This window comes from Falsiroseomonas selenitidurans, from assembly GCF_012103215.1.
In the GTDB taxonomy this organism is placed as follows: Bacteria; Pseudomonadota; Alphaproteobacteria; order Acetobacterales; family Acetobacteraceae; genus Falsiroseomonas; species Falsiroseomonas selenitidurans.
This window is the reverse complement of the sequence record NZ_JAAVNE010000001.1, coordinates 149,856-170,366: the sequence shown is the minus strand read 5'-3', so window position 1 is coordinate 170,366 and position 20,511 is coordinate 149,856. Positions and strand designations below refer to the sequence as shown.

Annotated in this window: 20 protein-coding genes and 1 tRNA gene; 13 read left to right on the top strand and 8 right to left on the bottom strand. The window is 73.3% G+C overall.

Features of this window, described 5'->3' with window-relative positions; all coding sequences use genetic code 11:
* Window positions 1-32: 32 nt before the first annotated feature.
* Together HEQ75_RS00740 and HEQ75_RS00735 are read right to left on the bottom strand one after the other, a co-directional pair.
* Window positions 33-482 carry a Rap1a/Tai family immunity protein gene (locus tag HEQ75_RS00740; RefSeq protein WP_168026992.1) on the bottom strand — a complete coding sequence of 150 codons (450 nt, stop codon included), beginning with the start codon at window positions 480-482 and terminating at the stop codon, window positions 33-35.
* A 146-nt stretch (window positions 483-628) separates the two neighbouring features.
* Window positions 629-1,405: a DUF3750 domain-containing protein gene (locus HEQ75_RS00735; protein ID WP_168026991.1), complete on the bottom strand. Its 777-nt coding sequence runs from the start codon at window positions 1,403-1,405 to the stop codon at window positions 629-631.
* Between the two features lie 83 nt (window positions 1,406-1,488).
* On the opposite strand from HEQ75_RS00735, the gene HEQ75_RS00730 reads away from it, so the two are divergent.
* The 3 genes from HEQ75_RS00730 (at window position 1,489) to HEQ75_RS00720 (ending at window position 3,630) form a co-directional block, all read left to right on the top strand.
* Window positions 1,489-2,295, top strand: a complete 807-nt coding sequence (locus HEQ75_RS00730; protein ID WP_209318278.1) for an SDR family NAD(P)-dependent oxidoreductase — start codon at window positions 1,489-1,491, stop codon at window positions 2,293-2,295.
* An 11-nt stretch (window positions 2,296-2,306) separates the two neighbouring features.
* Window positions 2,307-3,104, top strand: coding sequence for an alpha/beta fold hydrolase (locus HEQ75_RS00725; RefSeq protein ID WP_168026990.1), 798 nt, complete (start codon window positions 2,307-2,309; stop codon window positions 3,102-3,104).
* 343 nt (window positions 3,105-3,447) lie between these two features.
* Window positions 3,448-3,630 (top strand): hypothetical protein, encoded by a 183-nt coding sequence (locus HEQ75_RS00720; RefSeq protein WP_168026989.1) that lies wholly within the window; start codon window positions 3,448-3,450, stop codon window positions 3,628-3,630.
* 12 nt (window positions 3,631-3,642) lie between these two features.
* Here HEQ75_RS00720 and lipB read toward each other — a convergent pair whose 3' ends face one another.
* Window positions 3,643-4,314: a lipoyl(octanoyl) transferase LipB gene (lipB, locus tag HEQ75_RS00715; protein WP_168026988.1), complete on the bottom strand. Its 672-nt coding sequence runs from the start codon at window positions 4,312-4,314 to the stop codon at window positions 3,643-3,645.
* 29 nt (window positions 4,315-4,343) lie between these two features.
* Between lipB and HEQ75_RS00710 the strand changes: the two genes are divergently transcribed.
* A tRNA-Leu gene (locus tag HEQ75_RS00710) sits at window positions 4,344-4,429 on the top strand.
* Between the two features lie 51 nt (window positions 4,430-4,480).
* On the opposite strand, the gene HEQ75_RS00705 is transcribed toward HEQ75_RS00710, so the two are convergent.
* Entirely contained in the window at window positions 4,481-5,770 is a 1,290-nt protein-coding gene (locus tag HEQ75_RS00705) for a methyl-accepting chemotaxis protein (RefSeq protein ID WP_168026987.1), read from the bottom strand.
* A 159-nt stretch (window positions 5,771-5,929) separates the two neighbouring features.
* On the opposite strand from HEQ75_RS00705, the gene HEQ75_RS00700 reads away from it, so the two are divergent.
* Window positions 5,930-8,209: an NADP-dependent malic enzyme gene (locus HEQ75_RS00700; protein ID WP_168026986.1), complete on the top strand. Its 2,280-nt coding sequence runs from the start codon at window positions 5,930-5,932 to the stop codon at window positions 8,207-8,209.
* Here HEQ75_RS00700 and HEQ75_RS00695 read toward each other — a convergent pair.
* A complete protein-coding gene (locus HEQ75_RS00695; protein WP_168026985.1) occupies window positions 8,154-8,678 on the bottom strand; it encodes a hypothetical protein in 525 nt (174 codons plus the stop codon). The two genes, HEQ75_RS00700 and HEQ75_RS00695, sit on opposite strands and share 56 nt — an antisense overlap.
* Window positions 8,679-8,785: 107 nt before the next feature.
* Between HEQ75_RS00695 and HEQ75_RS00690 the strand changes: the two genes are divergently transcribed.
* The 8 genes from HEQ75_RS00690 to HEQ75_RS00655 all read left to right on the top strand — a co-directional run bounded on the left by HEQ75_RS00690 (window position 8,786) and on the right by HEQ75_RS00655 (window position 14,756).
* On the top strand, window positions 8,786-9,358 hold the full coding sequence (locus HEQ75_RS00690) for a hypothetical protein (RefSeq protein ID WP_168026984.1): 573 nt from the start codon (window positions 8,786-8,788) through the stop codon (window positions 9,356-9,358).
* Between the two features lie 3 nt (window positions 9,359-9,361).
* The gene (locus tag HEQ75_RS00685) at window positions 9,362-10,042 is read left to right on the top strand and encodes an endonuclease/exonuclease/phosphatase family protein (RefSeq protein WP_168026983.1); all 681 of its coding nucleotides are present in this window, start codon (window positions 9,362-9,364) and stop codon (window positions 10,040-10,042) included.
* An 85-nt stretch (window positions 10,043-10,127) separates the two neighbouring features.
* A complete protein-coding gene (locus HEQ75_RS00680; RefSeq protein WP_168026982.1) occupies window positions 10,128-10,832 on the top strand; it encodes a VWA domain-containing protein in 705 nt (234 codons plus the stop codon).
* Window positions 10,833-10,835: 3 nt separating this feature from the next.
* Window positions 10,836-11,531 (top strand): J domain-containing protein, encoded by a 696-nt coding sequence (locus HEQ75_RS00675; RefSeq protein WP_168026981.1) that lies wholly within the window; start codon window positions 10,836-10,838, stop codon window positions 11,529-11,531.
* Window positions 11,532-11,613: 82 nt separating this feature from the next.
* Window positions 11,614-12,486: a UTP--glucose-1-phosphate uridylyltransferase gene (locus HEQ75_RS00670; RefSeq protein WP_168026980.1), complete on the top strand. Its 873-nt coding sequence runs from the start codon at window positions 11,614-11,616 to the stop codon at window positions 12,484-12,486.
* A gap of 34 nt (window positions 12,487-12,520) precedes the next feature.
* Window positions 12,521-13,933, top strand: a complete 1,413-nt coding sequence (gene pgmG, locus HEQ75_RS00665; protein WP_168026979.1) for a phosphoglucomutase/phosphomannomutase PgmG — start codon at window positions 12,521-12,523, stop codon at window positions 13,931-13,933.
* Window positions 13,914-14,276: a gamma-glutamylcyclotransferase family protein gene (locus HEQ75_RS00660; protein WP_168026978.1), complete on the top strand. Its 363-nt coding sequence runs from the start codon at window positions 13,914-13,916 to the stop codon at window positions 14,274-14,276. Before pgmG ends, HEQ75_RS00660 begins: the two co-directional genes overlap by 20 nt.
* A 123-nt stretch (window positions 14,277-14,399) precedes the next feature.
* Window positions 14,400-14,756: a response regulator gene (locus HEQ75_RS00655; RefSeq protein WP_168026977.1), complete on the top strand. Its 357-nt coding sequence runs from the start codon at window positions 14,400-14,402 to the stop codon at window positions 14,754-14,756.
* Window positions 14,757-14,971: 215 nt separating this feature from the next.
* On the opposite strand, the gene HEQ75_RS00650 is transcribed toward HEQ75_RS00655, so the two are convergent.
* The 3 genes from HEQ75_RS00650 to ugpC form a co-directional block, all read right to left on the bottom strand.
* Window positions 14,972-17,020, bottom strand: coding sequence for an ATP-binding protein (locus HEQ75_RS00650; protein WP_168026976.1), 2,049 nt, complete (start codon window positions 17,018-17,020; stop codon window positions 14,972-14,974).
* Between the two features lie 229 nt (window positions 17,021-17,249).
* Window positions 17,250-19,409: a glycosyltransferase gene (locus tag HEQ75_RS00645; RefSeq protein ID WP_168026975.1), complete on the bottom strand. Its 2,160-nt coding sequence runs from the start codon at window positions 19,407-19,409 to the stop codon at window positions 17,250-17,252.
* Window positions 19,410-19,440: 31 nt separating this feature from the next.
* Window positions 19,441-20,505 carry a sn-glycerol-3-phosphate ABC transporter ATP-binding protein UgpC gene (ugpC, locus tag HEQ75_RS00640; protein WP_168026974.1) on the bottom strand — a complete coding sequence of 355 codons (1,065 nt, stop codon included), beginning with the start codon at window positions 20,503-20,505 and terminating at the stop codon, window positions 19,441-19,443.
* Window positions 20,506-20,511 lie beyond the last annotated feature (6 nt).

Sequence of the window (20,511 nt, the reverse complement as noted above, 5' to 3'; positions counted from 1 at the left end):
GGGATCAGATCCTTCGAGGGCTCGGGTTGCGCTCAGCGACGGGCCGGCCGGCGGGCCGGGGCGTCGCGGCAGGGGAACTGCGCCTGCGCGTAGCGCAGGAAGCCGTCCAGCGCCGGCTCCTCGCGGTAGACCGGGTTGGACCGCGCCCAGCCGGCGAAGCCGATTCCGGTCTCGGCGATGGAGGGGCCACGGCCCGGTACGCAGAACAGCGGCCGCACCGGCCCGCCTTGCGGGAACATCATGGCGTGGTACTGCCCGGCCGCGGTCAGGAAGCCCTGGCAATAGGCGATCGCCTCCAGCCGCCGCATCCCACGCACCCGCGGGTCGCAGACCGCCGCCAGGTCGGACACGGTCCGCACATGGTCGGTGACGCTGGCCTCGGAGTCGCGCCCGTCGCGCGGCCCCTGCGCGGCGGCGGGGGGGACGAAGGCCGTGGTGGTGCCCAGCAGGCCCAGAAGCGCTGCGGTGGCCACAAGGCGCATGGTCGTATCCTTCCTTCGGAATGGCGTCGGCAGCCCCTGCCCACGCCCCTCGGCGAGGCGGCCCGGGCGCGAAGCATCCCGGTGACAACGCCGGCCGCGGCCGCTTCGTTCCCTGCACCCCGGCCCGCGGCTTGGGCCTTGCCGGATCAGCCGGGGGCCTCGGCCCGCGCCGGTGCCGCCAGCGCATCCAGGCCGATGCGGCCCAGGCCCGGCAGCTTCAGGGCCGGCCGCCGCAGGTCGAGCCCGGCGACGGCGCCCAGGATGTTCACCTCCACCCCCTCCACCCAGCCCAACGTCACCCCGGCATAGCCGCCGAGGCTCAGCCGCAGCCCGGTGCCGGAGGGGGTGGCGCGCAGCCAGCGCCCGTCATGCGGGTAGTCCCGGCCGATGGCGTTCGGCGGCAGCGCCACCTGCGCCTCCGGCACCGCATCCAGCACGGCGGCGACGAAGGTGTTGGAGTTGGGGCCGGGCCAGACCCGGTAGTCGCCGCGGTTGCGCCAGGCATAGCCCCGGATCGCCGCCTGCATGCGCGGGATCATGGCCTCCGCCGCCGTGCCATCGGCGGCGAAGACCACCTCCGGCACCCGGCCGAACCAGCGGCCATCGGCGACGAAGCCGTTCACCCGCACCGGGTCGCCCCAGGCGGTGTAGTCGTAGCGCGTATAGGCGGTGGCACCTTCCGGCTTCAGCACCACCCAGCAATGCACCGCGAAGATGCCGCGCCAGCGCACGGTGGGGGCGGCAAAGACGCGGACCACCGCGGCGGGGTGGCCGGCGGCGTCCGGCAGCAGGCCGGTGCTGCCGCGATCGGCCTGGCGCCAGCCCGCGCCGATGCCATCCCGCTGGTACAGCCCGGCGGAGAGGCCGAGCGGCAGCAGGTAGAACAGGGCGAACAGCGCCAGCGCGGCTTTCAGGATCGGCATCTTCCTCCGCATGTCAGGTGCCGGGTGCCGCCGCGCAACCAGTTGACATCCGCCGCATCCGGCGGCCAGTGGCGGCAGGGTGCATGGCGGATGGGGTGGGGATGGAACTCGGCCTGAAGGGCAGGACGGCGCTGGTCACCGGCGCCTCCATGGGCATCGGCCGGGCCATCGCCCGGGAATTGGCGGCGGAAGGCGTGGCGGTGGCCATGCTGGCGCGCGGCGCGGACCGCCTCGCGGAAGCCGCCGCCGCCATCGCCGCGGAAACCGGCGCCCGCACCATCCCCATCGCCGTCGACCTGGCCGACGCGGCGGCGCTGGAGGCCGCCATCGCGCGCGCGGAAGCGGCGCTGGGCCCGATCGACATCCTGGTGAACAATGCCGGCGCCACGCCGATGGGCCGCATCGCCGAGAGCGACGACGCCACCTGGCGCAAATCCCTGGAGCTCAAGCTGCTCGGCTACATGCGCTGCGCCCGGCTGCTGGTGCCGCCGATGCGCACCCGGCGCTGGGGGCGGGTGATCAACATCATCGGCCGGTCCGGCCACCAGCCGCGCGCCACCTACATTGTCGGCTCCAGCGTCAATGCCTCGCTGCTCGCCTTCACCCACGCCCTGGCGCAGGATTGCGCGCCGGACAACGTGCTGGTCGTCGGCGTGAACCCCGGCCCGATCGCGACGCCGCGCTGGGATGCGCTGGTGGCCCAGGGCGCGGCCGGCAGCGGGCGCGACACGTCGGCGGAGAATGCGGCGGCCATCGCCTCCGTGGCGCTCGGCCGGCTGGGCACGCCGGAGGAGGTTTCCGGCCTGGTGGCCTTCCTGTGTTCCGACCGCGCCGGCTTCATCACCGGCACCAACATCGACATTGACGGCGGCGGCACCCGCTGCATCTGAGGAGGCCCCCCATGCCGCATTTCGAGGTCTCGCCCGGCATCCGCCTGGCCTACACGGTGGACGACTTCACCGACCCCTGGCTGCCGGCGCCCACCGTGCTGCTGCTGCACGGCCTGGCGGAAAGCGGCGAGGCCTTCCGCGCCTTCGTCCCGGCGCTGGCGCGCCAGGCCCGCGTGGTGCGGCTGGATCTGCGCGGCTACGGCGAGTCGACGCCGATGCCGGCCGACCATGAATGGCGCTTCGACCGGCTGATCGCGGATGTGGTGGCGCTGTTCGGGCATCTCGGCCTGGCGCGGGCGCATGTGGTGGGCGGCAAGATCGGCGGCACCATTGCCATGGCGCTGGCGGCGCGGCACCCGGCGCTGGTGGACAGGCTGGCGGTGCTCGGCGGCCCGGCCTCGCTGACCAACATGTCGGGGCGCACCCCGGCCTGGCGGGCGCAGATCGCGGCGGAAGGCGTGCCCGCCTGGGTCGCGGCCTCCAACGCCGGGCGCATGGGCACGCGGATGCCGGAAGCGGCCCTGGCCTGGTGGACGCAGATGATGGGCCGCACCGCCGCCTCCACGCTGGAGGGTTTCCTCCGCATGGTGCCCAGCGTCGATGTGACGGCGGAGGTCGGGCGGATCCGCGCGCCGACGCTGGTGGTGACCACCACCGGCAGCGGGCTCGGCTCGGTGGCGGAGGTGCGGGCCTGGCAGGAACGGATCGCGGGTTCCCGCCTCGTGGTCATGGAGAATGACAGCTACCACGTCGCCGCTTCCGACCCCGATGCGACGGCGGCGCTGGTGAAGGACTTCCTGTTCGACTGAAGGCGCCCCGGCGCGGCCCGCTTCAGCGCGAGCGGTCGAGCGCCGCGCCGGCCCAGAGCAGGCCGAGCGGCAGCGCCGCCGCCAGCCAATCCGCCGTGCCGCCGCGCGCCAGCACCGGCACCGCGGCCAGACCTGCCAGCGCGGCGGCGAAGGGCAGGGCGGCGGCCAGCCGCAGGGCGCCCCGCGCGGCAATGCGCCGAGCGCCCCGCGCGGCGGCGACCAGCCCGCCCGCCGCCCGGCGGCGGCTTCCGCCGCGGGCCAGAAGGACCGCAACTGGCGCGACGGCGACTTCCGCGAAGGCGCCGCACCGGCCTTCCTGCGCGGCCGCTGAGGTTTTCCGGCGATGCGCGAGACGGTGCTGATGAAGGGTGAGATGGCCACGCGGGTCATCGTCACCACCGCATCCGGCACCGAGGTGCTGGATGAGGAAGACGAGGTGCTGGAGTCCTACAAGGACGACCAGCACGAGGCGGTCCTGGCGCGATTCCTGGCGCAGGGCTGGGAGGTGGAGGAGGACGGGCCTTAGCGGACCGCCAGCTTACCCGAACACCTCCGCCCAGGCCGCCATCAGCGCCGCGTCCGCTTCCTCCATCGTCGCCAGCACCCCCAGCCGGTGCAGGCTGGTCACGCCGTGTTCCGCGATGCCGCAGGGGACGATGCCGCCGAAATGGCTGAGGTCCGGGTCCACGTTCAGCGCCACCCCGTGCCAGGACACCCAGCGGGTCACCCGCACGCCGATGGCGCCGATCTTCTCCTCCGTCCCGCGGGCGCGGTCGGCCACCCAGATGCCGACGCGCCCCGCCCGCCGCTCACCGCGGATGTTGAAGCGGTCCAGCGCGCGGATCAGCCATTCCTCCAGGCCCCGCACGTAATCCCGTACGTCGCGCGCCCGCACCGTGCCGTGGTCGCGCGTCAGGTCCAGCATCACATAGGCGGTGCGCTGGCCGGGGCCATGATAGGTCCATTGCCCGCCGCGCCCGGCCGCCACCGCGGGGAAGCGCGTCTCCAGCAGGTCTTCCGGCCTGGCGGAGGTGCCGGCGGTGTAGGTGGGCTCATGCTCCACCAGCCACACCGCCTCGGCCGCCTGGCCGTTGCGGATGGCGGCGACGCGCGCGGCCATCGTCTCCAGCGCCAGGGCATAGGGCATGCGGCCCTCGGCGACGGACCATTCGGGATTGGCGGGGAGGGGCGTTGTCGGGTGCTGCGTCATCGGCTATAGGCCGGCCCTCTACCCGATATGCGGTCGTGGCGGAATGGTAGACGCGCCAGCTTGAGGTGCTGGTGGGGGCAACCCCGTGGAAGTTCGAATCTTCTCGACCGCACCATCCGGCGCCCGGCGCGCCCCGCCGGCGCGCCAGGCCCCTTGAACCGCGCCCTCAGGCGGCGCGCAGATCCGACAGGAAGCGGGTCACCTTGTCCCGCATCATCTGCGCCTCGCCCGAAAGGCTGCGCGCCGAATCGGCGATGCGGCCGGTGATCTGCCCGGTTCGCGCCGCGGATTCGCTCAGCCCCTCGATGTTGGAGGAGACGGATTGCGTGCCGCGCGCCACCTGCTGGACGTTGCGCGCAATCTCCGAGGTCGTGGCCCCCTGCTGTTCCACCGCCGCCGCGATGGCGGAGGCGACGTCGTTCAGCTCCCCGATCGTCCCGGCCACCGCGTCGATCGCCTGGGCCACGCCGCCGGTCGCGGTCTGCACGGCGCCGATGCGCGCGGTGATCTCCTCCGTCGCCTTGGCGGTCTGCGCCGCCAGGGTCTTCACCTCGGAGGCCACGACGGCGAAGCCCTTCCCGGCCTCCCCGGCGCGGGCGGCCTCGATGGTGGCGTTCAGGGCCAGCAGGTTGGTCTGGCCGGCGATGTCGCTGATCAGCTTCACCACGTCGCCGATCTTCTGCACATCGGCCACCAGGCCGCGCACCACCTCCGTCGCCGTCTGCGCCTGACCGGTCGCGGTGCCTGTCGCGGCGGTGGAGCGCATGACCTGCCGGCCGATCTCGTGGATCGAGGCCGTCACCTCCTCCGTCGCCGCCGCCACGCTCGCGACATTGGCGCTGGCCTCGGCCGAGACGCCGGCGACGCTGCCGGAGCGGTCGGAGGTCTCCCGCGCCACCTTGTCCATCACCTCCGCCTCGCTCCCCAGGCGGTCCGCGGCGGCGGCGACGGTGCCGACGGCGGCGAGGATCTCCGCCTCGAAGCGCTTCGCGGTGGCCTCGGTCGCCGCCTTCTGCGCCGCCTCGGCCCGCTTCACATCGTCCACATCCACCAGGCTGCCGCAGGCCCGGCGCGGCTTGCGGGCCTCGTCCAGGATCACGCCGCCGGTGGCGCGGAACCAGCGGTAGCTGCCATCCTTCACCTTCAGGCGATAGGTGACATCGTAGCGCGCCCCGGTGGCCAGCGCGCCGCCGAAGGCGGCGAAGGTGCGGTCCACATCCTCCGGGTGCAGCCGGTCGGACCAGGACTGCACCACATCGGGGAATTCCTCCACCGAGCTGAAGCCGACCAGGCGCCGGAACTCGGCGGACCAGGTCCAGCGCGCCTTCGGGTGCATGGCGTCGCCCTCATGCAGGATGGCGTCCCACAGGCCGACTCCGGCATGGCCGGACAGCACCTCCAGCCACTCCGCGCGCTCGCGCAGGTCGTCGGTCCGCTTGTTCGTGAAGAATCCCATGGCTGCGTTTCCCTGCAACTGGCGCGGGATTGTGCAGCAGGGACCTTGCGGCCTTCCTAATGGCCGCGCGTGGCAGGCCGCCTGCCGGGCGGCCGGGCCATCGGCCCCTGCCGTTCCGCCCCGCGCTCCGCTAGAAGGAACCTCCAAGGGGATTGCAGCATGGACGAAGATTTCCGCAAGGCCGCGCTCGACTACCACCGGCTGCCGCGGCCCGGAAAGCTCAGCGTCGAGCCGACCAAGCGCATGGCCACCCAGCGCGACCTCGGCCTGGCCTATTCGCCGGGCGTCGCCGCGGCCTGCGAGGAAATCGCCAGGAACCCCGATGCCGCCTGGGACTACACGGCGCGCGGCAACCTGGTCGCCGTCATCACCAACGGCACCGCCGTGCTCGGCCTGGGGGCCATCGGGGCGCTGGCCAGCAAGCCGGTGATGGAGGGCAAGGCGGTGCTCTTCAAGAAGTTCGCCGGCATCGACTCCATCGACCTGGAGATCGACCAGCGCGACCCGGACAAGTTCGTGGAGGCGGTGGCCGCGCTCGGCCCGAGCTTCGGCGCCATCAACCTCGAGGACATCAAGGCGCCGGAATGCTTCGCCATCGAGCGCGCGCTGCGCGCCCGCATGGACATCCCGGTGTTCCATGACGACCAGCACGGCACCGCCATCATCGTCGCCGCCGCGGTGCGCAACGGCCTGCTGCTGCAGGGCAAGCGGCTGGAGGAGGTGCGGCTGGTGAACACCGGCGGCGGCGCCGCGGCCATCGCCTGCCTGGACCTGCTGGTGGCGATGGGGCTGAACCGGGCCAACGTCACCATCTGCGACATCGACGGGGTGGTCTGGAAGGGCCGCCCGAACACCGACCCCTTCAAGGCGGCCTATGCGCAGGAGACGGAGGCGCGGAGGCTGGAGCAGGTGCTGCCCGGCGCCGACGTGTTCCTGGGCCTGTCCGCCCCGCGCATCCTGAAGGCGGAATGGCTGCCCCTGCTGGCGCCGAAGCCGCTGGTCCTCGCCCTGGCGAATCCGGAGCCGGAGATCCTGCCGGAAGCCGTGCGCGCGGTGCGGCCGGACGCCATCGTGGCGACGGGGCGGACGGACTACCCGAACCAGGTCAACAACGTCCTCTGCTTCCCCTTCATCTTCCGCGGCGCGCTGGATGCCGGCGCCACCACGATCAACGAGGCGATGAAGGTGGCCGCGGCGGACGCCATCGCCGCCCTGGCGCGGATGGAGGCGAGCGAGGTGGTGGCCGCGGCCTATGGCGGCGCCGCGCCCACCTTCGGCCCGGACTACATCATCCCGAAGCCCTTCGACCCGCGGCTGATCCTGGAAGTGGCGCCGGCCGTCGCCCGGGCGGCGATGGAGACCGGCGTCGCCCGCCGCCCGATCGCGGACATGGCGAAGTACCGCAACGAGCTGGAACGCTTCGTCTTCCGCTCCGGCAACCTGATGCGCCCGGTGTTCGAGGCGGCGCGCAAGCGCCTGGCCCGCGTTGTCTATGCCGAGGGCGAGGATGAACGCACGCTGCGCGCGGTGCAGACCGTGCTGGACGATGGGCTGGCGGAGCCGATCCTGATCGGCCGGCGGGACGTGATCGCCGCCAAGGCCGGCGCCATGGGCCTGCGCATGGATTTCGCCCATTCCGTGCGGGTGATGGACCCCTCGGCGGATGAGGCCGCCTTCGCGCCGCTGGTGGCGCTGTACCAGGCCAAGGTGGGGCGCCGCGGCATTCCGCCGGATGCGGCGGCGCGGCGCGTCGGCAACCGGCCGACCGTCGCCGCGGCGCTGCTGCTGGAAGCGGGGCTGGCCGATGCCTGCCTCTGTGGCGGTACCGGCGACTGGTTCCGCCACTGGCATCACGCCTTCGACGTAATCGGCAAGCGGGAGGAGGTGGACCGCGTCTATGCGCTGTCCGCGCTGATCGTGCCGAACGGCCATCTGTTCTTCGTCGATACCCACCTGACGGTGGACCCGACCGCGAAGCAGATCGTGGACATGACGCTGCTGGCGGCGGAGCAGATCCGCGCCTTCGGCCTGGCGCCCAAGGCCGCGCTGCTGAGCCATTCCAGCTTCGGGGCTTCCGGCGCGCCCTCGGCCCGCAAGATGCGCGACGCGCTGCGCCTGCTGCGCGCCCGCGCGCCCGACTTCGAGGTGGATGGGGAAATGCACGCCGATGCCGCGCTGGTGCAGGCGATCCGCGCCCGCGCCGTGGCCGACAGCCCGCTGACCGATGCCGCCAACCTGCTGGTGATGCCGACGCTCGACGCCGCCAATATCAGCTTCAACCTGCTGAAGGCGGCGGGCGAGGGGCTTCAGGTGGGGCCCATCCTGCTGGGCATGGCGAAGCCCATCCATGTGCTGGTGCCGAGCGTCACCGCCCGCGGCATCGTCAACATGACGGCGCTGGCGGCAGCCCAGGCGAATGGGCTGCTGCCGGTGGGGTGAGGGCGACCTCGCCCGGCAGGTCCGCCCGCACCCGGTGCTCGAAGGTCACCCGGAAGCGGCGGCTGCGCTGCATCGCCAGCAGGAAGGCGATGTCGAGCGCCAGGAAGATGACGAACAGCGCCACCTCGCCGCCCGGATCGGCAGCGAGCGGCGCCTCCCTCACCAGGTCGAAGCCCTCCTGCACCGAGGTGGCCAGGGAGAAGGCCAGGTAGGCGGGCCGGAAGTGCCGCCAGCGGCGGAACCACAGCACCGACACGGCAAGGAGAAGGGCCGCGTCGAGGCCATCCGCCAGGCCGATCAAAGGCGGCAGTCCCTGCGCCAGCGGCAGCGCGAGACCCAGGGCGAGGGACAGCACGACGCCCGGCAGCACCAGCGCCAGCGGCAGGGAGGGCAGGCGCAGCCAGCCGCGCAGCCCGAACAGCCTGTGCGATTCGGCCGTCGCCCGATCCACCTTCTGCCATGCACTCATTGCGGCATCGTGCCTGCTGAGGCCGGCACGGTAAATCCGCGCCGCCGCGCCACCCGACCGCCCAGCGCGCGTTGCCCGAAGCAGGCAGGATAGGGGGAGGGCACGGCTTGGCGCTGCTGACACGGGCGGATTGGCGACGGCAATCGCGTCTGGCCTGGGCCTGCCTCGGCCTGGTCCTGCTGGTGGCGGGCTGCCTGTGGCTGCTGGACAGGCGTGGTGCGGCGCTTGGCACGCTGGCGGCGATGGCCGGCTGTCTCGGCCTGATCCTGCCGCCGCGGGAACGCATGGCTGTGCTGCCCGGCCGGCTGCGCCGCCTGCCGCGTCGGCTGGACGCGGCGCCGGTGCTGGCGACACTGCTGAGCACCCCCGGCTATGGCCTGAACTGGTTCCATGGCGCCAACCCTTACGACGAGGTGGTGCACCTGCTGAGCGGCATCCTGGCCGGCGCCGTCCTCGCCGGGCTGCTGCACACCGATGGCAGGCCGCGCCCACGCGGCAGGCTGGCGCTGCTCGGCCTCGGCTTCGGGCTCGGCCTCGCCGTGGCGTGGGAGGCGTTCGAGGCCGCCACCGGGTTGATCGGCAGTGCGGGCGATACCGTCTCCGACATCGTGCTGACCACCGCCGGCGCGGCCTTCGGCAACGTCTGGGGCGCGGCACCCCGCCGCCCGGCGCCGGGCTGAGCGATGCGCGTCGCCAGCTGGAACATCCATCGCGGCCGCGGCAGCCTCGCGCCCTTCCGGCCGGACCGCATCGCCGCCGTGCTGGCGGCGCTGGATGCCGACCTGATCGCCCTGCAGGAGGCGCAGCATTTCTTCGCCCGCCGCCGCCCGATGCTGGCGGAGGCTTCGCTGGCCGAGGCCGGGCTGGTGCCGCTGCGCGTGGTGGCGGACCAGCAGGGCTGGCGCAGCGGCGTGGTGCTGCTGCGCCAGGATCGCCTGCGCCGGGCCAGCGCGCGCGGCGTGCCGCTCGGCGGCTGGGAGCCGCGCGGGGCGATCTGCGCCGAGATTGACCTGGGCGAGGGCCCGTTCCGGCTGCTGGCGGCGCATCTCAGCCTGACCGGCGCGCGCCGCGCGGCGCAGGCGCGGCTGCTGCTGGACGCCGCTTTCGCCCCGCCCGCCCTGCCGGTGCTGCTGCTGGGCGACCTCAACGAATGGCGGGCGCAGGGCGCCGCCCTTGCCGTGCTGGCCGCGCGCTTCGACCTGCCGGCGCCCGTGCCGACCTTCCCCGCCTTCCGCCCCTGCCTGGCGCTGGACCGCATCCTGGCGTCGCCTTCCGCGATGCTCTCCGGCCTGCGGGTCCACGACACGCCGGCCGCGCGCCGCGCCTCGGACCATCTGCCGCTGGTGGCGGAGGTGACACCCTAGGTCGTACGGACAGTTGGGGCCGGGATGCGTTCGCTTGAACGCTATCGCTCTAGCCATCCGCCCACGGCCGACCCATTTCAACGGCATGGCCAATGTCCCGGACAAACCCGGCTCCACCGCGGTTGCCGCCTTCCTCGACCGGCTGTCGCGGCTGCCCGCCGCCACGCCGGCGCCGGGGGCGGTCGGGCGGCTGGTCTTCGCCATGGATGCCACCGCCAGCCGCCAGCCGAGCTGGGACCGCGCCTGCCATCTGCAGGCGGAGATGTTCGGCGCGGTGCGGGAGATTGGCGGGCTCGCCGTCAGCCTGGCCTATTTCCGCGGCTTCCGGGAATTCGCCGCGACGCCCTTCCTGACCAATGCGCCCGACCTCGCGCGCCGCATGACCGCCGTCACCTGCCTCGGCGGCCAGACCCAGGTCGAGCGGCTGCTGCGCCACACCCTGGCGGAGACGCAGCGGCAGAAGGTGAATGCGCTGGTCTTCATCGGCGATGCCTTCGAGGAGGATGTGGACGCCGCCTGCCATGTGGCCGGCGAACTCGGCCTGCGCGGCACGCCGGTGTTCTGCTTCCAGGAAGGCGAGAACCCCTTGGCGCGCAACGCGCTGCGCCAGGTGGCGCGGCTGTCCGGCGGCGCCTGGGCGCCCTTCGACGCGGCCAGCGCCACCGCGCTGCGCGACCTGCTGCGCGCCGTCGCCGTGTTCGCCGCCGGTGGCAGGCGGGCCCTGGCGCGCCTGCCGGGGGCGGCGGCACGCGGCATCGCCGGGCAATTGCCGGCGCCGCGCGGCGCCTGAGGCATGGGCTGGATCGCACTCGGGTTGTTGCTGCTGCTGGGCCTGTTCGGCCTGGCCAAGCTGTTCACGGAAGCCAGGCCGGCGCAGATCCGCCAGTCGCTGGTCTGGTTCGCCGGCGGGCTGGGCGCGGTGGTGATGCTCGTGCTGCTGGCCTCCGGCCGCGCCGGGCAGGCCTTCTGGGCCTTGGCGCTGTTCGGGCCCATGGCCTGGCGCTGGTGGCAGGGGCGCCGCGCCGCCGCCACCTTCGCCCGTGGCGGCGCCGCCAGCCCCGGCGGCACCACGGATGTGGAGACGGCGCATCTCGCCATGGGGCTCGACCACGAGACCGGCGCGATGACCGGCCATGTGAAGGCCGGCCGCTGGCAGGGCGCGGACCTCGGGGCCCTGGACCTGCCGGACCTGCTGGGGCTGCTGGCCGAACTCGCCGCGCTGGACCCGGAGGGCGTGCCGCTGCTGGAAGCCTGGCTGGACCGCGCGCATCCGGCCTGGCGGGAGGAAGCGGCCGCGCCACCGGCCTCCGGCGGCGGCCCGATGACGCGGGCCGAGGCGCTGGCGGTGCTGGGCCTGGCCGAGGGCGCCGACGAGGCCGCCATCCGCGCCGCGCATCGCCGGCTGATGCGCACGGCCCATCCCGACCAGGGCGGATCGGACTGGCTGGCGGCGCGGCTGAACCAGGCGCGCGATACGCTGCTGCCGTAATGTTCACAGAGGTGGAGTGTGGACGGGGCTGGCACGGCATGGCATCCCTGCCGGCCTCAACCTGCCCGAGGGAATACAACCCGTGCGCAAGCCGCTCCGCAAGGCCGTCCTCCCCGTCGCCGGTCTCGGCACGCGCTTCCTGCCCGCCACCAAGCAGATGGCGAAGGAAATGCTGCCGGTCGTCGACAAGCCGCTGATCCAGTATGCGGTGGAGGAAGCCCGTGCCGCGGGCATCGAGCAGTTCTGCTTCGTCACCGGCCGCGGCAAGACCATGCTGGTCGACCAGTTCGATGTCGCCTACGAGCTGGAGCGCACGCTGGTGGAGCGCAACAAGACCAAGGAACTGGCGATGCTGCACGCCCAGGCGCTGCCGCCGGGTTCCGTCGTCTCCACCCGCCAGCAGGTGCCGCTCGGCCTCGGCCACGCCATCTGGTGCGCCCGCGCCTTCGTGGCGGATGAGCCCTTCGCCATCCTGCTGCCGGACGATCTGATGCTGTGCGACGTCTCCTGCACCAAGCAGCTGGTGGACGCCTACAACGAGACCGGCGGCAATGTGGTGGCGATCGAGACGGTGCCGAAGGAGCGTGTGTCCTCCTATGGCGTGATCGACCCGGGTGCCACCAGCGGCAACCTCGTCGAGGTGAAGGGCCTGGTGGAGAAGCCGCCGGTGGACAAGGCGCCCTCCAACCTCACCGTCATCGGCCGCTACGTGCTGATGCCGGAGGTCATGGGCCACCTGGCGACGCAGGAGAGGGGTACGGGCAACGAGATCCAGCTGACCGACAGCATGGCGAAGCTGATCGGAACCCAACCGTTCCACGGCGTTCTGTATGAAGGCCGCCGCTTCGACTGCGGCGACAAGGCCGGCTATCTGGAAGCCCAGGTGGCCTTCGCCCTGGCCCGCCCGGACATGGCGCCTGCCATGCAGGGCATCCTGAAGAAGTACGCGCAGTAACAGGCACGCCAGGCCTGCGGGAGAAACGCCGCCGATGACCGCCTTCAACCACCGCTTCGACCCGACCTCGCTGCGGGAATATGACATCCGCGGCGTCGTCGGCCGGACCCTGCACCCCGAGGACGCCTTCGCCATCGGCCGCTGCTTCGGCTCCATGGTCTCGCGTGCCGGCGGCACGAAGGTGGCGGTGGGCTATGACGGCCGGCTGTCCTCGCCGGAGATGGAGGCGCAGCTTGTCGCCGGGCTGCGTGCCTGCGGGCTGGAAGTGGCGCGGATCGGCTGCGGCCCGACGCCGATGCTCTACTTCGCCTCCTACGCCCTGAAGGCGGATGGCGCGATCATGGTCACCGGCAGCCACAACCCGCCGGACTACAACGGCTTCAAGATGATGCTGGGCGGCAAGCCCTTCTACGGCGCGCAGATCCAGGAAATCGGCCGCATGGCGGCGGAGGGCGACGTGGTGCCCAATGCCGTGGGCACCGATGCGCCGGTGGATGTCTCCGAACGCTATGTCGCCCGCATGATGCAGGACTGGGACGGCGGCGAGCGTGCCCTGAAGGTGGTGTGGGACCCGGGCAACGGATCCGGCGCCGAGATCGTCAAGCGGCTGACGGCGCAGCTGCCCGGCACCCATTACATCATCAACGGCAGCATCGACGGCACCTTCCCGGCGCACCACCCGGACCCCACGGTGGCGAAGAACCTGGAACAGATCATCGCGGAGGTGGCGAAGCAGGGCGCCGACCTCGGCATCGCCTTCGATGGCGATGCGGACCGCATCGGCGTGGTGGATGGCGAGGGCCACATCCTGTTTGGCGACCAGCTTCTGGTGGTGCTGGCCCGGGACGTCCTGAAGGCGAAGCCGGGCGGCGTCATCATCGCCGATGTGAAGGCCAGCCAGGTGCTGTTCGACGAGATCGCCAGGGCCGGCGGCACGCCGCTGATGTGGAAGACCGGCCACAGCCTGATCAAGTCCAAGATGGCCGAGACCGGCAGCCCGCTGGCCGGCGAGATGTCCGGCCACATCTTCTTCGCCGACAAATGGTACGGCTTCGACGACGCCCCCTATTCCGCGCTGCGCCTGCTGGGCATCATCGCCCGCAGCGCGGAGACGCTGGGCCAGATGCGCGCCGCTTTGCCGCAGGTGATCAACACGCCGGAGCTGCGCTTCGATTGCGCCGACACCCGCAAGTTCGGCGTCATCACCGAGGTGAAGCAGCGCCTCGCCGCCGAGGGCGCCCGGGTGCAGGATGTGGATGGCGTGCGGGTGCTGACCGAGGATGGCTGGTGGCTGCTGCGCGCCTCCAACACCCAGGCGGTGCTGGTGGCGCGCGCCGAGGCGTCCTCCGAGGCGGGGCTCGACCGGCTGAAGGCGGATATCGCGCGGCAGCTCCAGGAATCCGGCCTGCCGGTGCCGGATTTCTCCGGTGCCAACGCCGGGCATTGAGGTTTTCCTCTATGGCTCGCTGCTGGATCCGGCGGTGCTGGCCGCGCGATCCGGCCGGCGGGGCCTGGCGCGGCGCGCGGTGCCGGCGCTGCTGCCGGGCTGGCGGCGGGTAAGGCTGCGCGCCGGCCCCTGGCCGATGCTGCTGCGGGCGCGCGGCGGCGCAGTGCGGGGGCTGGTGGTGCGGCTGCGTGGCGCGGCGCTGCGCCGGCTGGTGGCCTATGAGGGTTCGGCCTATGCGCTGCGGCGCTGCACCCTGCTGCGCTGGCCCGGGGGCCGGCCAGCCGGGCGGCTGCGCGCCTGGGCGTGGATGGCGCGGCCCGGGCTGGCGCATCACGGTGGGTAGCGCGCGGGAAAGTGAGCGTCGCCGTGGCGTTCTTGTTGCTGGCGCAGTTTCGCGCAGGGCGTGCATGATGGAACAATGCTGCGATCACCGCGTTCAAACAGTGGTGGCCACGGGGGGATTGATATGTCGGGTGTTCGCAAGGTCCTCGTGGTTGAAGACGAGGCACTGGTGGCGATGCTGGTTGAGGACGCCCTTCTGGATGCCGGTTTCCAGGTGATCGGCCCCGCCGCAACGGTGGAGGAGGCGATGCAGTTCCTGGCGGCCGAGCGCCCGGATGTCGTGGTGCTGGACCTCAACCTGGCGGGCGAGACCTCCACCCCGGTGGCGGATCTGCTGGCGGCCCGCGGCATCCCCTATGTGATTGCCACCGGCTATGGCGCCTCCGGCCTGCCGGCCGGGCACCAGCACGCCATGGTGCTGGCCAAGCCCTATGACCCGAGCGAGTTGACCGCGATGCTGGGCCGGCTCTGCGCCGTCTGAGAGCCGGCGCATGAGGGTTTCACCGTCATGTGCCTCAAGCGCCGGGCGGGCCGCGGGTTGGAACCTGGTGCGCCAGGGATGAGACCCGGGGACGCCATGCCCGGTGGGTTGGGTGGGGGCTGCGCCCGCCGAAGGCGGGCTGGCGGCCGGACCGGGGCGGCCGGTCCAAGCCGCTGCCCGTGGTCGCCAGCCGGGCCCTTCGGCCGCTGGCCTGCTCAGGTCGCCGCCGGCCAGCGGGGGGCGGGCGCCGGCGCGGCGTTGCGCACCTCCGGCTCCGGCACCGGCACCAGGGGGGCGCGGCGGAACACCAGGGTGAACTCCGCGCCCATGTCGCTGCCCTCCGGCGCATTCGCCGCGAGGATCCGCCCGCCCAGGCCGCGCATGATGGTGCGGGAGATGGAAAGTCCCAGCCCGGTGCCGAGGCCGGGCGGCTTGGTGGTGTAGAAGGGCTCGAACAGCTTCTCCTGCACCTCCGCCGACAGGCCCGGCCCGGTGTCCAGCACCCGCAGCGTGACGATGTCCGCCTGCGGCCCGGCTTCCGCCTCCAGCCGCAGCCGGCGGCGTTCCGGCGGGCGTTCCAGCAGCGCGTCGCGGGCGTTCAGCACCAGGTTCAGCAGCACCTGCTCCACCAGGATGATCTGCCCGACCACCGGCGGCAGCACGTCCGGCAGGCGCAGCTGCACCTGGATGCCGGCATCGCGCAGCGCCTGGCCGGCCAGCACCATCATCCCCTGCACCGCGGCGCCGAGATCCACCGGCTCCAGCGCCGAGACATCGACGCGGGAGAAGGCGCGGAGCTGGGTGACGATGGCCTTGGCGCGGTCCGCCTGGGCCATGATGCGGCGCAGCCGCGTCAGCGCCTCCTCCACGCCGTCCTCGCCGGCTTCCAGCGCCTCCGCGGCGTTCTCGGCCGCCAGGGACATGATGGCGATGGGCTGGTTCAGCTCATGCGCCAGCCCGGCCGCCATCTCCCCCAGCGTGGCGAATTTGGCGGAGGTCGCAGCCTGCAGCGCCAATTCGCGCTCGGCGGAGATGTCCTCCAGCGCCCCGGCGACGAGGATTCCCTCCGGCTGCCGGCCCAGCACGCGCAGCGTCTCCCGCAGCCACATCCAGGCGCCATCGGCGCGGCGGAAGCGGAATTCGCTGGTGGCATTGGCCTCGCGTCGCAGCCGATCCTCGGGCTCCGGCCCCACCGGGGAGCTGGCGGGGTCGATGCCGCGCTGGCGCCAGCCCGGGCGCATGGCGGCTTCCGGCGTCCAGCCGGTCAGGCGTTCCACCCCCGGGCCGATCTCGGTGATGCGCAGCGCCCCGCCCGGCTCGATCAGGCCGCGATAGCCCACCGCCGGCAGCGCTTCCTCCAGCGGCAGGCCGGCACGCGGGGCGGCGCGGCCGCGCGGCAGCAGCGGCAGCGTGATGGCGAGGCCGGTCAGCAGCAGCGCCGACAGATAGGCCAGCAGCGCCGCCTCCTGCGCCGTCCGGCGCGGCAGGCTGGGGTCATAGGCGGCCAGCAGCGAGAGGTCCCCCGCCAGCGGGGCACCGGCCAGCGCCAGGGCCGGTGCACCATCCACCGGCAGCCGCAACTCCGGTCGCGCCGGTGGGGTGGGCCAGGCGGCCTGGGGCAGGGGGGTGCCGCCGCTGGCCAGCGGCGTGCCGTCCGGCCGCAGCAGCGCCAGGCTCAGCCCCGGCAGCAGCGCGGCATCGCTCAGGGCGCGGTCCAGCCGGCGCGGGTCGATCGCCACCACGGCGATGCCGGCGAAGCCGCCGCGGGCATCGCTCAGCGGCAGGCTGGCCAGCAGGCTGCGCGGCCCGCCGGGCAGGTCCAGCAGCGCGGGCGCCAGCAGCAGCTCCGCCGCCCCGGCGCGGTGCCGCGCGAAGGCGGGGCGATCGGCCAGGGAGAGCCCCAGCAGCGCGGCGTGGCTGGACCACAGGATGCGGCCGGCGGCATCGGTCAGGGCGGCGAATTGCAGCCCCTCCCGCCCCAGCCGGCCGGCCAGCGCTTCCGCCATCGCCTGGTCGGCGCCGGGCAAGGGCGGGCGGCGGCGGGCGGCGGCGTGCAGCGCCTCCGCCGCGGCATCCAGCGGAGCGGCGACCAGGCCACGCGCGGCCTCCGCCGCACGGATGGCGCTGGCCAATGCCGCGGCATCGGCGGCCTGCTGGCGCTGCTCGGCAAACCAGAAGGCACCCGCCCAGCCCAGGCCACCGGCCAGCACGCTGCCCAGCAGCGCGGCCCGGCCCAATCGCCTGGTGCCGGCTCCTCCTGCCATGGGCTGCCGCGTGCGGATGATGAAACGAGCCCTTTCGCCGAGGATGAGCAGGCCCTGCGGCCAGCCGCCGCGCCTGGCGCAGGACCGCGGCGCTTTAACCGATTCGCGGCTCAGGATACGGCAAGGGGCGGGGCACCGCACCCACGCGGCCGATTCAGTCCGATGAAAGAACAATAAAGTATTTTGTCGACTGTCGGGTCAGGATCGCCGGCCGCAGGCAGGTGACTCCTCAGCCCTCGGCGCGTTCCAGGGCACCGAGCCGCGCCGCCAGGTCATCCTCCCGGCACAGCATCACGCCGAGCAGCCCGACCCCGACCACGCGCTTGAACCGATCGCCCAGCGGCACGCCGTCGCCGGAATCGAGGTCCACCGCCAGCCCGCCCGGCCCGGCCTCGGCCTGCAGCACGCAGCGCAGCGTCTCCCCCGCTTGCAGGGTGAGGCCGCGCCAGGCCTCCGCCCGGGCGCCGCGGGCGCGCAGCCGCAGCGCCAGCGGCCGCGGCGGGCCGCGCAGTTCCAGCACCACGCGCAGCAGGGTCCCCGCCGGCAGGCTGGCGGGCAGGGTGAGGGTGGCGATGCCGTCCCTCGTCCAGACGCCCCACTCCTCCTGCCACCACCAGGCCAGCCCGTCCCGCACCCGCTCCGCCCAGGCCATGTCGGGCGAGGGCCGGCCCTCGCCGCGCCAGCCCATGGCAAGGTGCCGGCCGAGCGGCAGGGGCTGCGGCGGCGCCGTGGCCTCGGCCGGGTTGGCCAGCGCCTCCAGCACCTCCCGCGCCGCATCCGGCCAGTCCCGCCGCGCGGCGGCGCGGTCGATGCGGGCTTCCAGCGCGATGCGGTGGCCCGGCTCGGTCAGCAGCGCCTCGAGCTTCGCCACCAGGTCCGGCTCGTCCTGCGGCGTGAAGAACACGGCGCCGGGCGCGCCGGCTTCCAGCAGGCCGGAATGCGCCGGCACCACGGCCAGCTTGCCGGCCGCCAGGCTTTCGCTGACCGGCAGGCCCCAGCCCTCATGGTAGGAGTTGTAGACGGTGAACAGGCAGCGATCATACAGCCCGGCCAGCGCGAGGTCGGAGACACCGGACTGCACCGTGACCTTGCGCCGCAACGCCGGCGAACCCGCCAGCAGCGCCAGCGCCGCATCGGCGCGCCAGCCGGGACGGCCGACACAGACCAACCGCGGCACCCGCTCTGGCCCCAGCTTGCGGATCAGCGAAAGCCAGGCCTGGAACACCATCAGGTGATTCTTCCGGGACTCCAGCGTGGCGACGAACAGCACGAATTCCTCGCCCGGGCGTGGCGCCGGCAGGGCATCGGCGGCGGCGGATGCGGCGACGGGGGAGGCGCCGGCCTCGGCGGCCAGCCGCACCAGCCCGGCCGGCGCGGGCTTGGCGAGGGGCGCGGCAAATCGGGCAAAATCGGCGATGGTGGCGCGCGAATTGGCCAGGATGCCATCGGCGTGCAGCGACAGCGCGGCGAACCAGCGGGCATAGAGCCGCACGGTCAGGTCCAGGCAGTGCTCCGGCATCGCCAGCGGCACGCAGTCATGCACGAAGGCGACGTAGCGCAGCGGCGTGGTGGCGCGCAGCCGGCGCAGGCCGCGGAAGTATTCCTGCACGCCCCAGGCATTGCCCAGCGAGCACAGCGTGCCGCCGGCCAGGAAGGGCGCGTCCGGCCGCGCATCGGGCGCCACCAGGGCGGCGACGGCGCTGCGCCAGGCGGGGTCATCCTCCCGCCCGCCGATCCGGGCCAGGGCCAGGACGTGGCGGAAGGCGGCTTCGTCCACATGCCACCAGCGCCAGGTGGCGCCCTCGAAGCCCACCAGCAACAGGTTGGCCGGCCGGCCCGGCGCGGCCAGCAGCGCGCCAAGGATGCCCATCTGCACGCGCTGGATGCCGGTCGGCGTGCGGGCGGCGCGCAGGTAGTCGAGCAGGTCCGTCACGTCGAAGGCGATCTGCGTCGGCTTGCCCGCGGGGCGCGGCGGCGGCGGCAGGGCGGGGCCTTCCGGCGGCGGCAGGGTGCGGTGGCGCAGCAGGGCGACGACATGGCGCAGATCCGGGCTTTCCGGGGCGAGGGCCAGGGCGCGGCCCAGCGCCTCAGCCGCTTCCCCGCCGCGGCCCAGATGGCGCAGCACATGGCCGGCCTGCAGCATCGGGTCGGGGTCGTCGGGCGCCAGCAGGGCGGCGCGGCGGTAATGCGGCAGGGCGCCTTCCGGGTCGCCCTGTTCCTTGCGGGTGTGGCCAAGCTGGACATGGATCTGCCAGTGGCGCGGCCGTTCCGCCAGGTATTCGCGATAGGCGGCCTCCGCCTCCGCCCAGCGCTTCTGGTCGCGCAGGGCATCGGCGCGGGCGCGGATGTCCTCGGGGGTGGGGGGCTCTGGCGCCGGCTCGTCCTGCATCGCGCCTGTGTAGGCGGCGCCGCGCCGGGCTTCAATCGAGGCGGCGGCCGCTGGCCCCCTCGAAGACATGGAAGGCCTCGGGCGGCAGGCGCAGGGGCATGGTGGCGCCGATGCCGCTGGCCGGGATGGGCAGGCGCGCGGTCAGCACCTCGCCGCCCGGCAGGGTGCCATGGATGACGGTCTCCGAGCCCAGCGGCTCCACCAGGTCGATGGCGAGCGGCAGGCCGCCCTCGGCCGGCTCCACATGTTCCGGCCGGATGCCGAGCGTCACCGCGGTGCCGGCGGCAGCGGCGCTGACGGCCCGCGCGAAGCCGATGACGGGCCCCGCCCGCAGCATCGCCGCGCCGCCGCCTTCCAGCAGGGTGGCGGCGAGGAAGTTCATCGCCGGCGAGCCGATGAAGCCCGCCACATAGGTGTCCGCCGGCCGGCCCCAGACCTCCATGGGGGAGGCGACCTGCGCGGCGCGGCCCTGGTGCATCACCACCAGCCGGTCGCCCAGCGTCATCGCCTCCACCTGGTCATGCGTCACGAACAGGGAGGTGACGCCGAGGCGCTTCTGCAGGCGGCGGATCTCGGCGCGCATCTGCACCCGCAGCTTGGCGTCCAGGTTGGACAGCGGCTCGTCGAACAGGAACAGCTTCGGCTCCCGCACCACGGCGCGGCCCATGGCGACGCGCTGGCGCTGGCCGCCCGACAATTGGCGCGGCTTGCGGTCCAGCAGCGGCCCGATCTCCAGCATCTGCGCCGCCTCATCCACCCGGCGGCGGATGTCCGGCAGCTTCATGCCGCGGATCTTCAGGCCATAGGCCATGTTCTCGAAGACCGTCATGTGCGGGTAGAGCGCGTAGTTCTGGAACACCATGGCGATGTCGCGGTCCGCCGGCTCCAGCCCCGTCACGTCGCGGCCATCGATGCGCACGCTGCCGGCGCTGGCGGTCTCCAGCCCCGCGACAATCCGCAGAAGCGTGGACTTGCCGCAGCCGGAGGCGCCGACGACGACGATCATCTCGCCATCCGCGACGTCGAGGTCGATGCCGTGCAGGACCGGCGTGGTGCCGAACTGCTTGCGGACGCCGCTGAGCGACAGGGTGGCCATGACGTC

What these genes read in the sequence shown, in the direction of transcription:
- HEQ75_RS00740 (WP_168026992.1), bottom strand. Translation starts at nt 482, where the DNA reads ATGCGCCTTGTGGCCACCGCAGCGCTTCTGGGCCTGCTGGGCACCACC.
- HEQ75_RS00735 (WP_168026991.1), bottom strand. Translation starts at nt 1,405, where the DNA reads ATGCCGATCCTGAAAGCCGCGCTGGCGCTGTTCGCCCTGTTCTACCTG.
- HEQ75_RS00730 (WP_209318278.1), top strand. Translation starts at nt 1,489, where the DNA reads ATGGCGGATGGGGTGGGGATGGAACTCGGCCTGAAGGGCAGGACGGCG.
- HEQ75_RS00725 (WP_168026990.1), top strand. Translation starts at nt 2,307, where the DNA reads ATGCCGCATTTCGAGGTCTCGCCCGGCATCCGCCTGGCCTACACGGTG.
- HEQ75_RS00720 (WP_168026989.1), top strand. Translation starts at nt 3,448, where the DNA reads ATGCGCGAGACGGTGCTGATGAAGGGTGAGATGGCCACGCGGGTCATC.
- lipB (WP_168026988.1), bottom strand. Translation starts at nt 4,314, where the DNA reads ATGACGCAGCACCCGACAACGCCCCTCCCCGCCAATCCCGAATGGTCC.
- HEQ75_RS00705 (WP_168026987.1), bottom strand. Translation starts at nt 5,770, where the DNA reads ATGGGATTCTTCACGAACAAGCGGACCGACGACCTGCGCGAGCGCGCG.
- HEQ75_RS00700 (WP_168026986.1), top strand. Translation starts at nt 5,930, where the DNA reads ATGGACGAAGATTTCCGCAAGGCCGCGCTCGACTACCACCGGCTGCCG.
- HEQ75_RS00695 (WP_168026985.1), bottom strand. Translation starts at nt 8,678, where the DNA reads ATGAGTGCATGGCAGAAGGTGGATCGGGCGACGGCCGAATCGCACAGG.
- HEQ75_RS00685 (WP_168026983.1), top strand. Translation starts at nt 9,362, where the DNA reads ATGCGCGTCGCCAGCTGGAACATCCATCGCGGCCGCGGCAGCCTCGCG.
- HEQ75_RS00680 (WP_168026982.1), top strand. Translation starts at nt 10,128, where the DNA reads ATGGCCAATGTCCCGGACAAACCCGGCTCCACCGCGGTTGCCGCCTTC.
- HEQ75_RS00675 (WP_168026981.1), top strand. Translation starts at nt 10,836, where the DNA reads ATGGGCTGGATCGCACTCGGGTTGTTGCTGCTGCTGGGCCTGTTCGGC.
- pgmG (WP_168026979.1), top strand. Translation starts at nt 12,521, where the DNA reads ATGACCGCCTTCAACCACCGCTTCGACCCGACCTCGCTGCGGGAATAT.
- HEQ75_RS00655 (WP_168026977.1), top strand. Translation starts at nt 14,400, where the DNA reads ATGTCGGGTGTTCGCAAGGTCCTCGTGGTTGAAGACGAGGCACTGGTG.
- HEQ75_RS00650 (WP_168026976.1), bottom strand. Translation starts at nt 17,020, where the DNA reads ATGGCAGGAGGAGCCGGCACCAGGCGATTGGGCCGGGCCGCGCTGCTG.
- HEQ75_RS00645 (WP_168026975.1), bottom strand. Translation starts at nt 19,409, where the DNA reads ATGCAGGACGAGCCGGCGCCAGAGCCCCCCACCCCCGAGGACATCCGC.
- ugpC (WP_168026974.1), bottom strand. Translation starts at nt 20,505, where the DNA reads ATGGCCACCCTGTCGCTCAGCGGCGTCCGCAAGCAGTTCGGCACCACG.